Source organism: Pleurocapsa sp. CCALA 161 (assembly GCF_003003995.1).
In the GTDB taxonomy this organism is placed as follows: Bacteria; Cyanobacteriota; Cyanobacteriia; order Cyanobacteriales; family Xenococcaceae; genus Waterburya.
Window position 1 is genome coordinate 1 of the sequence record NZ_PVWF01000044.1, and the last position, 13,115, is coordinate 13,115.

The 13,115-nt window shown below is 40.6% G+C and carries 15 protein-coding genes and 1 pseudogene; 13 read left to right on the top strand and 3 right to left on the bottom strand.

The features are described 5' to 3' along the window. Window positions 1-153: 153 nt before the first annotated feature. The 3 genes from C7B62_RS12285 to C7B62_RS12300 all read right to left on the bottom strand — a co-directional run bounded on the left by C7B62_RS12285 (window position 154) and on the right by C7B62_RS12300 (window position 2,522). On the bottom strand, window positions 154-1,185 hold the full coding sequence (locus C7B62_RS12285) for a glucokinase (protein ID WP_199194173.1): 1,032 nt from the start codon (window positions 1,183-1,185) through the stop codon (window positions 154-156). Window positions 1,186-1,218: 33 nt separating this feature from the next. After that, entirely contained in the window at window positions 1,219-1,701 is a 483-nt protein-coding gene (locus tag C7B62_RS12290; protein ID WP_106236421.1) for a GNAT family N-acetyltransferase, read from the bottom strand. A gap of 206 nt (window positions 1,702-1,907) precedes the next feature. After that, entirely contained in the window at window positions 1,908-2,522 is a 615-nt protein-coding gene (locus C7B62_RS12300; RefSeq protein WP_199194174.1) for a tRNA-(ms[2]io[6]A)-hydroxylase, read from the bottom strand. A 187-nt stretch (window positions 2,523-2,709) separates the two neighbouring features. Here C7B62_RS12300 and C7B62_RS12305 point away from each other — a divergent pair, with 187 nt between their 5' ends. The 13 genes and pseudogenes from C7B62_RS12305 (at window position 2,710) to arsH (ending at window position 13,070) form a co-directional block, all read left to right on the top strand. Then, the gene (locus C7B62_RS12305; protein WP_106236427.1) at window positions 2,710-3,483 is read left to right on the top strand and encodes a metallophosphoesterase family protein; all 774 of its coding nucleotides are present in this window, start codon (window positions 2,710-2,712) and stop codon (window positions 3,481-3,483) included. 124 nt (window positions 3,484-3,607) lie between these two features. Further along, window positions 3,608-4,027 (top strand): aspartate 1-decarboxylase, encoded by a 420-nt coding sequence (panD, locus tag C7B62_RS12310; protein ID WP_106236430.1) that lies wholly within the window; start codon window positions 3,608-3,610, stop codon window positions 4,025-4,027. Between the two features lie 235 nt (window positions 4,028-4,262). Beyond that, on the top strand, window positions 4,263-6,173 hold the full coding sequence (locus tag C7B62_RS12315) for a transketolase C-terminal domain-containing protein (protein ID WP_106236433.1): 1,911 nt from the start codon (window positions 4,263-4,265) through the stop codon (window positions 6,171-6,173). A 118-nt stretch (window positions 6,174-6,291) separates the two neighbouring features. Then, the gene (locus C7B62_RS12320; RefSeq protein WP_106236435.1) at window positions 6,292-7,170 is read left to right on the top strand and encodes an alpha/beta fold hydrolase; all 879 of its coding nucleotides are present in this window, start codon (window positions 6,292-6,294) and stop codon (window positions 7,168-7,170) included. 58 nt (window positions 7,171-7,228) lie between these two features. Continuing rightward, window positions 7,229-8,140, top strand: coding sequence for an orotidine-5'-phosphate decarboxylase (pyrF, locus tag C7B62_RS12325; RefSeq protein ID WP_106236437.1), 912 nt, complete (start codon window positions 7,229-7,231; stop codon window positions 8,138-8,140). 77 nt (window positions 8,141-8,217) lie between these two features. After that, a pseudogene (locus C7B62_RS27140) lies at window positions 8,218-8,313 on the top strand (transposase); the annotation flags it as partial. A 195-nt stretch (window positions 8,314-8,508) separates the two neighbouring features. Further along, window positions 8,509-8,829 carry a helix-turn-helix transcriptional regulator gene (locus C7B62_RS12335; protein WP_106236442.1) on the top strand — a complete coding sequence of 107 codons (321 nt, stop codon included), beginning with the start codon at window positions 8,509-8,511 and terminating at the stop codon, window positions 8,827-8,829. 94 nt (window positions 8,830-8,923) lie between these two features. Continuing rightward, the gene (locus C7B62_RS12340) at window positions 8,924-9,961 is read left to right on the top strand and encodes a PstS family phosphate ABC transporter substrate-binding protein (RefSeq protein ID WP_106236444.1); all 1,038 of its coding nucleotides are present in this window, start codon (window positions 8,924-8,926) and stop codon (window positions 9,959-9,961) included. 20 nt (window positions 9,962-9,981) lie between these two features. Beyond that, a complete protein-coding gene (gene arsB / locus C7B62_RS12345) occupies window positions 9,982-11,127 on the top strand; it encodes an ACR3 family arsenite efflux transporter (protein ID WP_106236446.1) in 1,146 nt (381 codons plus the stop codon). Window positions 11,128-11,173: 46 nt separating this feature from the next. After that, entirely contained in the window at window positions 11,174-11,569 is a 396-nt protein-coding gene (gene arsC, locus C7B62_RS12350) for an arsenate reductase, glutathione/glutaredoxin type (RefSeq protein WP_106236448.1), read from the top strand. Window positions 11,570-11,599: 30 nt separating this feature from the next. Next, complete coding sequence (locus tag C7B62_RS12355) at window positions 11,600-11,833, top strand: hypothetical protein (protein WP_106236450.1); 234 nt, start codon at window positions 11,600-11,602, stop codon at window positions 11,831-11,833. A gap of 133 nt (window positions 11,834-11,966) precedes the next feature. Next, window positions 11,967-12,425 (top strand): dual specificity protein phosphatase family protein, encoded by a 459-nt coding sequence (locus tag C7B62_RS12360; protein ID WP_106236453.1) that lies wholly within the window; start codon window positions 11,967-11,969, stop codon window positions 12,423-12,425. A 21-nt stretch (window positions 12,426-12,446) separates the two neighbouring features. Continuing rightward, a complete protein-coding gene (gene arsH, locus C7B62_RS12365) occupies window positions 12,447-13,070 on the top strand; it encodes an arsenical resistance protein ArsH (RefSeq protein ID WP_106236456.1) in 624 nt (207 codons plus the stop codon). Window positions 13,071-13,115 lie beyond the last annotated feature (45 nt).

Genomic DNA, 13,115 nt, shown 5'->3' on the forward strand with positions numbered 1-13,115 from the left:
ATGAACAATGAACAATGAACAATGAACAATGAACAATGAACAATGAACAATGAACAATGAACAATGAACAATGAACAGTGAACTTCGCACTACCTATTAAGCTATTTACCTAAGTAATCTTTAAAGCTAAAAGCTAATAGCTTTTTTAAACAATCAATCTTGGTGCTGCAAGGCATAAAGCACTGAACCCACTAAGCCGACTTGGGGACTCAAGACAATGTGAACGGGAATTTTTTCAATCAAGGTACTAACTCGACCTTTATCTTTAAACGTCTGTAAAAATCTACCATCCTGCATCAGGGGTAAAATCTTAGCAGCAATCCCTCCTGCAATATAAATTCCGCCATAAGAAAGCAATTTTAGGGCCAAATTCCCCGTCTCTGCACCATAAGCTTCGATAAAGACATCCATAGTTTTTTCACAAAGGCGATCGCTTTGTTTGAAAGCTGCTTGAGAAATTATCGCTGCGGGGTCGATAGTTTTTTTTGATTCCTGTTCCCACAGTTTAATTTTTTCAGCTATGGCTGGAGATTCGACGGCATAACCGCTGTCGCGTAAAAACTGATAGATCGAGGCAATTCCTTGACCCGAAACTACTCGTTCAACGGAGATATGTGCAATTTTTAATTTGGTCTGCAAATATTTAAGTAATTCCATCTCCAAATCATTACGAGGAGCAAAATCTGTATGTCCCCCTTCACTGGCAAAAATTTGATATTTCTTTCCCTGTGGCACTAAAAAAGCCTCCCCTAAACCTGTCCCTGCACCAATAACGGCAATGGGCGAATTTTCTTTACCCTCTCCTTCCTGTAGCGTATGAACATCAAAATCCTTTAAGCCTAAAATGCCAAAACTATTAGCAGCAAAATCATTCAGTAGATTAATTCTAGGGATATCCAACTCAATTTGTAGTCGTTGAGTATCTAACACCCAGCTTAAATTGGTTAGGTGACAGGTGTTGCCTACTACAGGACCAGCGATCGCAAAACAAGCCAAGTGTGGCTTAATATATTCATCCTGCGCTAAAAACTCTCGCACCATTGGTACTAAGTCGGGAAAACTAGCACTTACATATTGGGCTTCCCTAACAGTTTTAAAAGTCTTTTCGGTGAGAGTAACTTCCGTCACTTCTACCAGACGTAAAATAGTCTTGGTGCCGCCAATATCCCCAGCTAGTAAAAACATAATCTGCTTACGATTTATTTCGATATTCTTTTATTAATGTAACCGCTTAAAATAAACTAAATCACATCTTGCGGTTTCTACACCTTCGGCAGGTTCATAGCCATTACGTTCGTATAATTTTACTGCCTCTTTTAAGATAGTTACGGTTTCAAGCCAAATTTCTTGATAATTTCGAATTGCGATCGCTTTTTCGAGTTCTAGCAGCAAATATTTTCCTATTCCTTTGCTCCTGATTTCTGGAAGTAAGTACATTTTACGAATTTCTACAGCATTTTTTCCTCTGGCTATCGGTTGATATGCTGCTGTCCCGACAATAACTGTATCTTGTTCCACTACCCAAAACTCTCCCCCAGCGTTTAAATAAGCATCTTCTACCTCAATTACATCTCGATCTGCCAATTCAGGTTGCCAAGGCAAACCATACTCTTCTAGCACCGTCTTAATTACTCCTGCTGCTGAGGCGCGATCGCTCTGTTGCCAATCTCTAATGGTGAAGTTTTGATATCTTTCGTTCACTGTTCACTGTTCATTGTTCATTGTTCATTGTTCATTGTTCATTGTTCACTGTTCATTGTTCATTGTTCATTGTTCATTGTTCATTGTTCATTGTTCATTGTTCATTGCTCATTGTTCATTGTTCACTGTTCATTGTTCATTGTTCATTGTTCATTGTTCACTGTTCACTGCTCACTGTTCACTGCTCACTGTTCACTGCTCATTGTCTAACTATGTAATCTCGGTTCAGGATGCATCGTTGCCAAAATACTGCTTTCATATTCTCCTAATTCCGCCAATCGACGTTGCACTGTAGGGCGATCGCTATATTCTGATGCTAACAACCAATAGATGCCGTAATGACGGGCTTCTGATGCCATCAAACTACGATAAAACTTGGCTAATTCAGCATCAGGACAGTATTCTCCAATTAAGCCTAGTCTTTCGTGGGAACGAGCTTCGATAATTGCTAAAACCAATAATAAGTCAATTAAACGATCGGGTTCGGGGTGCCGTACCTGGGATTTTAGCTGAGCAAAATAAGGAGGAGAATTTAAGGCAGCTAAGGTAATATTACGCTTTTCCAACCATTGATTTACTTGGTCAAAATGTGAAAGTTCTTCTTGAGCGATCGCGGTTAATTGACGCACTAATTTCTGGTGAGCAGGATAGCGAAACATGAGATTAATTGCTGCCCCTGCTGCTTTGCGCTCACAGTGAGAATGATCTAATAATATAGTATCGAGGTTAGCGATCGCTGTTTCGATCCACTCAGGGTTTGAAGGCTGTTGCAGAATTTTAATAGTAGCATTTGTGCTGTAAGCGACTACTCGATTCATCATAATCTTCTTATACTAAAGAACGTTTATTTTGCTTTATTGTCCAGATAATTTGTCTCGAATAATCAATCAAAAATTAATTTTGATTATATGCACATCATCTTGAATTAAACGGGAATACTTACTAGTAAGTTAACAATTTCCTTTTATTATTAGTAAAACTGTTAGTAGTAAAAATTAATTGTCAAGAATGCACATTGTCAAACCAGCAAGCATGACTAAAAACCGCCGAATTGTAATTGGTGACGTACACGGACACTATGACACTTTAATTGCCCTACTAGACGCAGTTTCACCCACTAGTAAAGATGAAATATACTTTTTGGGCGACTTAATTGATCGTGGTCCTAAAAGCGCCCAGGTAGTAGATCTGGTAATGCGTAACAAGTTTCACTGTTTACGCGGCAACCATGAAGAAATGCTCTTGGATGTAGTTGGCACAGGAGAAGTCTCAGTCGATCTGTATCAAAGCTGGCTCTACAGTGGTGGTCACGCTACGGTTGATAGCTACGACAGCAAAATTCCTCAAGAGCATATCGATTGGATCAAGGGTTTGCCTTTATATCTCGATCTGGGAGACTATTGGCTGGTTCATGCAGGAGTCGATCCTAATGTTCCTCTGGCTCAACAGAGTGCCGAACAGTTTTGCTGGATCAGAGAAGATTTTCATGGCAATGATCAAGCCATATTTAAAAATAAGCTGATTATCACAGGGCATACGATCACCTTTACCTTACCAGGAGTTAAACCAGGACAGATTGCAGCAGGTAAAGGCTGGCTAGATATTGAAACAGGAGCATATCACCATAATAGTGGTTGGATGACTGCTATAGACCTCAATCAGCATAAAGTGTATCAGGCAAATTCTTTTGATGGGCGGATTCGGATTATGCCCTTAAGCAAAGCGATCGCTAAGGTAGAATCTGCTAAAATAGCATCCCGCAGAATGCGTAAAAGAGCCTAATTTGCTATTTTTTAGTCATCAACCATAAATTGAATATCTTCTGATGACAAGTGTTCACTGCTCATTGCTCACTGTTGAATGCCTAACGGTTTATTATATATAGTGTCAGGTTAAAAGAGAATCGATGAGCCAGATCAAGTTAATGCACGCTAAGCTTCATCGCGTTAGAGTCACGGAAGCTAATGTCAATTATGTCGGTAGTATCACTATTGATCAAGATTTAATGAGTAAGGTAGGAATTCTGCCCCTACAAGAAGTAGACGTAATTAATCTGGCAAATGGTAAACGTTGGTCTACTTATGCGATCGCTGGAGTACCAGGAAAGAGAGAAATCTGCCCCAATGGTGGAGCTGCCTTACTTTGTCAGCCTGGGGATATTTTGATTATTATTGCCTACGAATATCGCGATCGCTCTGAGGTCATGACTCAGGGACATCAGGCAAAAGTGATTGTGGCAGATGAACACAACCATTGTTTAGAATTTATAGAGCAAAGATTAGTCAACGAGTCAGGCAAGTTACAGTTTCAATCTTCGATTGATTAAAAAAAGTTTTTGTTAAATAGCAAACAGTGAATCTGTAGCGGTTTATTCCAGATTACGACACAAATTTCCCTCATTTACCACAACCCGATAAACTTAAACTTGTCGATCGCTTTTTCTGAGTATCAAATTTCCCTAGGTTCGTAACAGAAATAAATTATCGTTGTAACGGTTGTAAAAGTTACATTAAAATTACAAGTTTTTTCACACAATTTGCACACAATATATAAGATAAATCATGACAGCAACAACTACTCGTTTTCCCATTGATTTAGGTGCTTATAAACCTTTAGCCTTAGATCCAAGCAAGGCGACTCTGACAGATGAACAAAGAGCAGCATTGACAGCTAATATTCAACTCTGCCGTGAGGCGATCGTGTTTTTTACTGCTACTGGTGCAGCCAGAGGGGTTGGTGGACATACTGGGGGGCCTTTTGATACTGTTCCTGAAGTAATGATTCTCGATGCTTTTTTCCGTGGTGCGCCTGATAAGTTTGTCCCCATCTTTTTTGATGAAGCAGGGCATCGGGTGGCGACTCAATATCTCATGGCAACATTGCATGGTGATTTACCGCAAGAAGATTTACTAAATTATCGTGGTGCTAACTCTAAATTGCCTGGACACCCTGAATTAGGTCTAACTCCTGGGGTTAAATTTAGTTCTGGTCGTTTAGGACATATGTGGCCCTACATTAACGGTATTGCCCTAGCTAATCCTGATAAAGTAGTTGTTTGTTTGGGTTCTGATGGTGCGCAACAGGAAGGAAATGATGCTGAAGCTGCACGGTTAGCAGTGGCGCAAAACCTCAATGTTAAGCTGTTTATCGATGATAACGATGTAACTATTGCTGGACATCCCTCCGATTATCTACCTGGTTACGATGTAGGTAAAACCCTAACTGGTCATGGTTTAGAAGTTAATGAAGGCGACGGCGAAGATCTTGATTCTCTCTATAGCCGTATGTGCGCAGCGGTAATGAGTGATGGCCCTGTGGCTCTAGTTAACAAGCGTCCGATGTGTCCTGGGATTGAAGGTATTGAAGGCACTACCCACGGACATGATGTGATTGCGGTGGATAAAGCGATCGCCTATTTAGAGCAACATAATCAAGGTGCAGCAGCCGACTTTCTCAAAAATATAAAAAAACCCAGCAATGATTATAAGTTCTTGGGAGTAAGCGATAAACTCGGTTCTAACCGTAACGTCTTTGGTGATGCGGTAGTTTCTGTCCTCGGTAAAATGAGTGATGCTGAACGGAAAGAGAAAGTGATCTTTATTGACAGTGACTTAGAAGGTTCTTGTGGTTTTAAAACCATTCACGATGCTTATCCCGATGTCTTTATCCCTTCGGGAATCATGGAACGGGGTAACCTTTCCGCTGCTGCTGGTTTTGGTATGGCAGAAGGGAAACAGGGTGTTTTTGCTACCTTTAGTGCTTTTCTAGAAATGTGTGTTTCGGAAATCACTATGGCACGTCTCAACAAGTCTAATCTCTTGTGCCACTTCTCCCACGCTGGTATCGACGATATGGCAGACAACACCTGTCACTTCGGAATTAACAATATGTATGCAGACAACGGCTTAGAAGATGGTTATGAAACTCGTCTCTACTTCCCCGCTGATGCTCACCAAATGACTGCCTGTGTTAACAAAGTTTTCCACGATCCTGGAATGCGCTTTATCTTCTCCACCCGTTCTAAAGTACCGATGATTCTCGATGATGCGGGTAAGGAATATTTTGGTGGTGATTATACCTTCACTCCTGGTAAAGATGAGGTGATTCGCGAAGGCGATGCAGGCTATATTGTCAGCTTTGGCGATGCTCTTTATCGTTCCTTGGATGCGGTAGAACGTCTTAGACAAGAAGGAATTAACGTTGGTTTAATCAACAAGTCTACTCTTAATCTCATTGATGAAGAGATGATGGCAAAAATTGGTAAAGCACCTTTTGTCTTAGTAGTTGAATCTTTCAATCGTCGTACAGGTTTAGGTAGCCGTTTTGGTTCGTGGTTACTAGAACGTGGTTTAACTCCCAAATATGCCTATCTTGGTGTTCATGAAGAAGGCTGTGGTGGACTTTGGGAACAGTTCTCTTATCAAGGAATCGATCCAGAAGGTATCATGAGCCATGTAAAAGGGTTAATCTGAATTAGCTTTAAGCTTTAAGCTCTAAGCTTTAAGCTTTAAGTAAAACAGTGTTGCAGGGTGGGTAAATTACTCACCTTTTTTATTGCTTAAAATGCTTTTGAAATAACAGGTTAAAACCATGATGAAAACTGATAATTTGATTGATTTACCTGATGGTCGTAAGTTAGCCTACGCGGAGTATGGCAAGCCAGATGGACATACCGTCATGCACTTTCACGGTTCTATGAGTTCTCGTTTAGAACCATCATTTTTTGGCGATGATCTCCTAAATCAATATGGTTTGCATTTTATTGCTCTTGATCGTCCTGGCATGGGACAATCTGATTTTCAACCTAATCGAGGTTTGACTGACTGGACGAAAGATGTCGTATTTGTTGCCGATAGCTTAAATATAGAGCAATTTTCTGTGTTGGCAATTTCTGGTGGAGGAGGATATGCAGCGGTTTGTGCAGCCAAAATTCCTGAGCGACTCCACTCTGTTGTCATTGTTTCTGGCGCATGGCAAGTAGATGATGAAGCAGTGAAAAACACTCAATTTCCCCTCAATCTCCTTTTTATCGTAGCTAGTAAAGCTCCTTTTTTATTACCAATGATGCTGAAAATATCAAATTTATCTTTTCAGGGTCGCCTTGAAAAGATTTTAGCTCGGATGAAAAAGAGTATGCCCACCCCAGACTACAACGCTTTGGCACAGTCTGGTAGGATGAAAGTCTTTCTCCAAGGATTTATCGAGGGTTTGCGGCGAGGGACAAAAGGGGCTGCGTGGGATCTCCATCTATCTGCTTATGATTGGGATTTTGACTTGGAAGAAATTAAAACTCCTCTTACCTTATTTCACGGGGAGCAAGACAAAAGCGTTCCAGTGGAAAATGTGCGCCGAAAAATCAGTAACTCTCTACCTACCGCTCGACTGGTTACTTATCAGGATGAAGGACATATTTCAATTATCATCAATCGTTATGATGAGATTTTTAAGGCTCTTGCACCAAGATCTTAGACTTCAATATCATCATCATCGATTCATGTTTTAAATCAGAAACGCCGAAAGTTTTAGTATGAAATTATTTATTGACCAGTTAATTACCCAAATCAAGCAAAAGCACACGCCTTGTATTGTGGGGTTAGATCCTGCATTAGAAAGGATGCCTGAAAGCTGGCTCAAAGAACAGTGTATAAATCAACAAAGTAGTCTAACCGACTGTGCAGAAGCGATTTATCAATATAATTTGATGGTCTTAGATGCGATCGCCGATCTGGTTCCCGCCGTTAAACCCCAGAGTGCTTACTATGAATTATTTGGTTCAGCGGGAATTGTCGCCTTAGAAAAAACTATTCAAGCAGCACGCGATCGCGATTTACTAGTAGTTTTAGATGTCAAACGGGGGGATATTGCTTCTACTGCCACTGCCTATGCTCAAAGCTATTTGCCGAGAAAGCCGAAACTTCCTCTAGAAGCGGATGCTATCACTATTGTTCCCTATCTAGGTCAAGACTGTGTTGAGCCTTTTTTCGAGGAAGCGATTAAATGGGGTAAGGGTATTTTTGTCTGTGTCAAAACCTCAAATCCTGGTGCAGCGATCGTCCAAGAACAAAAAATGAATGACAGATATCTCTACGAAATTATTGCCGATCTGATTAAACCAGCCTTAGCTAAAAGTATCGGTGAATTTGGTTATAGCGGTATTGGTGCAGTGGTGGGTGCAACCTATCCTGAAGCTGCGCAAAAGCTGCGAAAGCAACTACCTCAGAGTCTATTTCTCGTTCCAGGAGTTGGCGCACAAGGAGGAGGAAATGAAGGAATTAAAGCCTGTTTCAATCCTGATGGTTTAGGGGCGGTGGTAAGTAGTTCGAGGGCGATTATGTATCCCCATCAATACAGTGCAGCAGATGCTAATCGAGACACCATTCGACAAGCTGCCATAGATTTGATTACCCAAGTCACAGAGATTTTAGAATTCACGGGGTGACCAAGAACTAGTAAGATCTGGGTTTTTCCCAGGTCTACCTTTTCCCCTGGTTGATTTTTATGTGTATAAATCACGCTCAATTAATAGTTCCTGAAAACGTAATTCTCTTATTTCAGCCTCCCTATTGTCCCGAACTTAATCCAATTGAACGGGTCTGGCAATACATCAAACAAAAGCTGAAAAACTTATTTTTTTACTAGCCTTGATGATGTTAGATATAAGGTAGCTAAAATTCTTAATTCTTGATCTGAAGATATTGTTCATTCTTTGACTGGCTGGGACTATATTTTAGATGCATTATCTCTCTAGCCACTTTTGAGAATTGGTATAATCTCTTAAGATAAAAAGATACATATCAATAAATTTTGATGCAGCAAGTTATCAAGCAAGAATCTACCCAAATCTCGGCTGGCTTTCGCGCACTTTCTGATCCTCTAAGAATTCAAATCATTGAATTACTGCGTTCTCAAGAACTATGCGTGTGCGAATTATGCGAAAAACTTGAGGTGAGCCAGTCTAAATTATCTTTTCATCTTAAGAACCTTAAAGAAGCTAACCTCATCCACTCTCGTCAACAAGGGCGTTGGATGTACTATCGCCCTAATTTAGCTCAATTTGTGGCTTTAGAACAATATTTAGCTGAATACAGGAGTTTTGGCGATATCTTACCAGCTAAAAGCTGTGAATAGACTCCTTAATCCAACAAATCAAATTTATTTGATGTATCAATATTTTTTGATGTAAGATAAAACTACTCCTTCAATTTTTAGTGGAGTAGAAAAAATGAACGTTCGAGACAGAATAACGCTTAATTCATTACAAGTTCTAGGCTTAGGTTTAGGATTGGGTGCGACCTTAGTAGCAGTCTTTAATCCTATAGCTGCTCAAGAGACACCATTACCATTGCTAAAAATTGATGGGTCTAGCACTGTTTATCCCATCACCAAAAAAATAGTCGAAGACTATCAAGCCAGTCAAAAAAAGCCTGTCGAGATTGAGATTGAATTTTCGGGAACTGGTGGGGGTTTTGATAAATTTTGTAGTGGGGAAACTGAGATAAATAACGCCTCCCGTCCGATTCAACTAGACGAAATGAAAGCCTGTCGAGAAGCAGGGGTCGCATATATAGAATTACCCGTAGCTTTTGACGCACTGACTGTAGTTGTCAATCCAGCTAATGATTGGCTCGACACGATTACTACTAAAGAATTAGCTAAGATTTGGTCGCCCAACGCTGAGGGGAAAATTACCAATTGGAATCAGGTCAGACCGAGTTTCCCAGATAAACCGCTTAATCTCTATGCTCCTGGTGTAGATTCAGGAACTTTTGATTATTTCACCGAAGCCATAGTAGGAGAAGCGGGAGCAAGTCGTAGCGATGTTACCCAGAGTGAAGATGATGATGTCTTAGTCCAAGGAGTCAGCCAAGACCCTAACGCCCTTGGTTACTTTGGTTTGGCTTACTACGAGCAAAAAGCTAACCAAATGAAAGCTGTAGCTGTTGATAGTGGTGGAGGAGCAGTTTTACCCTCGTTAGAAACAGTCGAGGAAGCACAATATCAACCCCTAGCTCGCCCTCTATTTATCTACGTTAACGCTGCTGCTGCTAGAAAAAATAAGGAATTAGTTAGATTTACACAATTCTATTTAGAAAATGCTCCAGAAGTTGTAAGCAATGTCGGCTACGTTCCCTTACCTGATGAAGCATATCAAATCAACGAAGTTACCTTTTACAGAGGTGAAGTAGGAACTGTTTTTAATGGTAAATCTCAGTTTAATGTGACTATACCCGAACTATTACGCAAACAAGCTCAATATTAATTCTTAAATAAGTAATTTCTATGAATCCACGAAGTAAACAAATCGCCGTCAAAGCTGGCAGTCAGCTTAGTTTTTTCGAGAAGTATCTTACCTTATGGGTAGCTCTGTGTATTATTGCGGGAATTGCACTAGGAAAAATCTTTCCCAGGGTAGCTCTGTCCTTAGACTCGATGAGCATTTACAATGTTTCGATCCCCATTGCTATCTGCCTGTTTTTCATGATGTATCCCATCATGGTGAAGATTGACTTTTCTCAGGCAAAAAAAGCAGCGAAATCGCCCAAGCCAGTTTTGTTAACCTTAGTAATTAACTGGTTGATTAAACCCTTTACCATGGTGGCACTTTCTCAGTTTTTCCTGGGTTGGCTATTTCAGTCTTGGCTATCAGAAACCGAGCTAATCAGAGGAGTAGAAGTCACCCTGGCTAATTCTTATATTGCTGGCACAATTTTATTAGGAATTGCTCCTTGTACCGCAATGGTATTGATGTGGGGCTACCTGTCTTACAGCAACCAAGGACATACCTTGGTAATGGTTGCGGTTAACTCTTTAGCGATGTTGTTTCTTTATGCACCGCTGGGTAAATGGTTACTTTCAGCCAATAATCTCACCGTACCTTGGGAAACGATTGTACTTTCTGTCTTGATTTATGTCGGATTGCCAATGTTGGCGGGAGTTCTCAGCCGTTACTGGATTTTCCATAACAAGGGAAGACAGTGGTTTGAAGAGAAGTTTTTACATTATCTTTCACCAGTAGCGATCGCAGCACTACTTTTAACTTTAGTTCTTTTGTTTGCCTTCAAAGGAGAGCTTATCGTCAATAATCCCCTACATATTCTATTGATTGCTGTACCGTTATTTTTACAGACTAACTTAATCTTCTTGATTACGTATGTTATAGCACTCAAACTTGGTTTAGATTACGAAGACGCAGCCCCCGCAGCTTTAATCGGGGCGAGTAATCATTTTGAAGTTGCGATCGCCACAGCAGTAGTATTATTTGGTCTTAATTCAGGTGCAGCTTTAGCGACTGTAGTTGGTGTCTTGATTGAAGTACCAGCCATGTTGATGCTAGTAGAATTTTGTAAGCGTACTGCCAATTGGTTTCCCAGACAGCCAGAAAAAGCCACCTTACTAGATCCTCGTTGCGTAAGTCCTTATCAGTAGGTGGAATTATTGACCATTAACCATTAACCATTAACCATTAACCAGAATGAAAAAAGTCATGTTCGTCTGTAAAAGAAATTCCTGTCGTTCCCAAATGGCGGAAGGTTTTGCCAAAACATTAGGTAAAGACAAAATTGAGGTAACATCTTCTGGGTTAGAAGCCAGTCGAGTACACCCCACCGCCAATAAGGTAATGTCAGAAATTGGGATTGATATTAGTAATCAAACCTCCGATCCTTTGAGTGCCTTTAATGCTGATGATTACGATGCTGTCATTTCTCTGTGTGGTTGTGGCATAAATTTGCCCCCAGAATGGCTTACACAAGAAGTATTTGAAGACTGGCAATTAGAAGATCCTGACGGACAACCCATTGAAACATTTCACCGTGTTAGGGATGAAATCAAAGAGCGAGTAGCGAATTTAATTGACCAACTTAGCTAACAAAGAGTGAATTTAACACTAGGTTGAAAATTGCTCAATCCTGTAATTAGTCAAGCCAAAGAGTGGGGATTTATCTGTCAGTGCCAGGAATCTAACTCCTGGTTAATTCTCTCCCAACAACCAGATCGAAAATGGAAATTACAACAAAACGAAGATAGATGGATTTTAATAGTCGGGAATACTCCTCAACTTTGTCTTCATGGTTCAGAAGCGATCGCTTTTTTAAAACGCCATCACACAAAACATCACCAGCAAAATGATTAAAATGCTTTGACGGTAATTGATTATGGAATTCCAACAACTTTGGCAGCAATATAAAGATCCCCTTCAACTTCAAGAAATTCTCATAAAAGCCTATTAACATCTCAACACAGTCAACATCGTGGAGAATACATAAATGCCAGATCGAGTTTTATATCCCGATTATGTTTGGTGGCTCATCCCAGAGAAACTAGCAGGGATGTCTCGCCCTCCGCTAAAAGATTTACCCCAACTCTATCAAGCAGGGATGCGGGGTATTGTTTCAGTAATGGATGAGCCTTCAGGGATAAAAGAATATGAGGAGGCTGGATTTCAAGCTCTGTGGCTAGCAATCACAGGGGGTAAACCGCCAACTGTCGAACAAGTTAAGCAGTTTGTTCGATTTACCAAACCATTAATAGAAAAGAATCAAGCCGTAGTAGTTCACTGTACCAGTGGTAATCGTCGAACAGGAACATTACTGGCTGCCTACTTAGTTGAGGAAGGAGAATTACCAAAAACCGCAATTTCCTTGGTTGAAAAAGCACGTCCTACAGCCGAACTCAGAGAAGCACAAAGAGAATTTTTATTTAATTTATCTCAGTCACTACCATAATTTTATCTAGCAACATCCAGCATGACTAATTTCGACCATCCGCCAAGAATCTTATTTTTGTACGGCTCATTAAGAGAGCGTTCCTATAGTCGCCTCGTAGCAGAAGAGGCAGCCCGAATCATCACTGACATGGGGGCAGAAGTAAAATTTTTTCATCCCCACGAACTACCATTGCGGGGTCAAGTTGATGAAACCCATCCCAAGGTGCAGGAATTGCGAGAGTTAAGCCTCTGGTCGGAAGGTCAGGTATGGTCTTCTCCTGAAATGCACGGTAACGTGACGGGTATTCTTAAAAATCAAATTGACTGGATACCCCTAACCATTGGTGCAGTGCGACCAACTCAAGGTAAAATCCTAGCGGTGATGCAGGTAAGTGGTGGTTCGCAGTCGTTTAATGCGGTTAACACCCTGCGGATACTGGGGCGATGGATGCGAATGTTTACTATCCCTAATCAATCCTCGGTAGCTAAAGCCTACCAAGAGTTTCACGAAGATGGAACAATGAAAGATTCTGCTTATAGAGATAGGGTAGTAGACGTGATGGAGGAACTATATAAATTTACCCTACTGTTGCGGGATCAGGTTGATTATCTAACCGACCGCCATAGCGAACGCAAGGAAAAAGAAACAGCTAATAGTAAATAAACAAAGTAGTTGCAAATTCTGATCGAGATTAATGCTTACAATGAT

Coding starts and splice junctions, on each gene's coding strand:
- C7B62_RS12305 (WP_106236427.1), top strand. CDS start 2,710: ATGCACATTGTCAAACCAGCAAGCATGACTAAAAACCGCCGAATTGTA.
- pyrF (WP_106236437.1), top strand. CDS start 7,229: ATGAAATTATTTATTGACCAGTTAATTACCCAAATCAAGCAAAAGCAC.
- C7B62_RS12285 (WP_199194173.1), bottom strand. CDS start 1,185: ATGTTTTTACTAGCTGGGGATATTGGCGGCACCAAGACTATTTTACGT.
- C7B62_RS12315 (WP_106236433.1), top strand. CDS start 4,263: ATGACAGCAACAACTACTCGTTTTCCCATTGATTTAGGTGCTTATAAA.
- C7B62_RS12335 (WP_106236442.1), top strand. CDS start 8,509: ATGCAGCAAGTTATCAAGCAAGAATCTACCCAAATCTCGGCTGGCTTT.
- C7B62_RS12340 (WP_106236444.1), top strand. CDS start 8,924: ATGAACGTTCGAGACAGAATAACGCTTAATTCATTACAAGTTCTAGGC.
- C7B62_RS12300 (WP_199194174.1), bottom strand. CDS start 2,522: ATGATGAATCGAGTAGTCGCTTACAGCACAAATGCTACTATTAAAATT.
- C7B62_RS12360 (WP_106236453.1), top strand. CDS start 11,967: ATGCCAGATCGAGTTTTATATCCCGATTATGTTTGGTGGCTCATCCCA.
- C7B62_RS12320 (WP_106236435.1), top strand. CDS start 6,292: ATGATGAAAACTGATAATTTGATTGATTTACCTGATGGTCGTAAGTTA.
- arsC (WP_106236448.1), top strand. CDS start 11,174: ATGAAAAAAGTCATGTTCGTCTGTAAAAGAAATTCCTGTCGTTCCCAA.
- arsH (WP_106236456.1), top strand. CDS start 12,447: ATGACTAATTTCGACCATCCGCCAAGAATCTTATTTTTGTACGGCTCA.
- arsB (WP_106236446.1), top strand. CDS start 9,982: ATGAATCCACGAAGTAAACAAATCGCCGTCAAAGCTGGCAGTCAGCTT.
- panD (WP_106236430.1), top strand. CDS start 3,608: ATGAGCCAGATCAAGTTAATGCACGCTAAGCTTCATCGCGTTAGAGTC.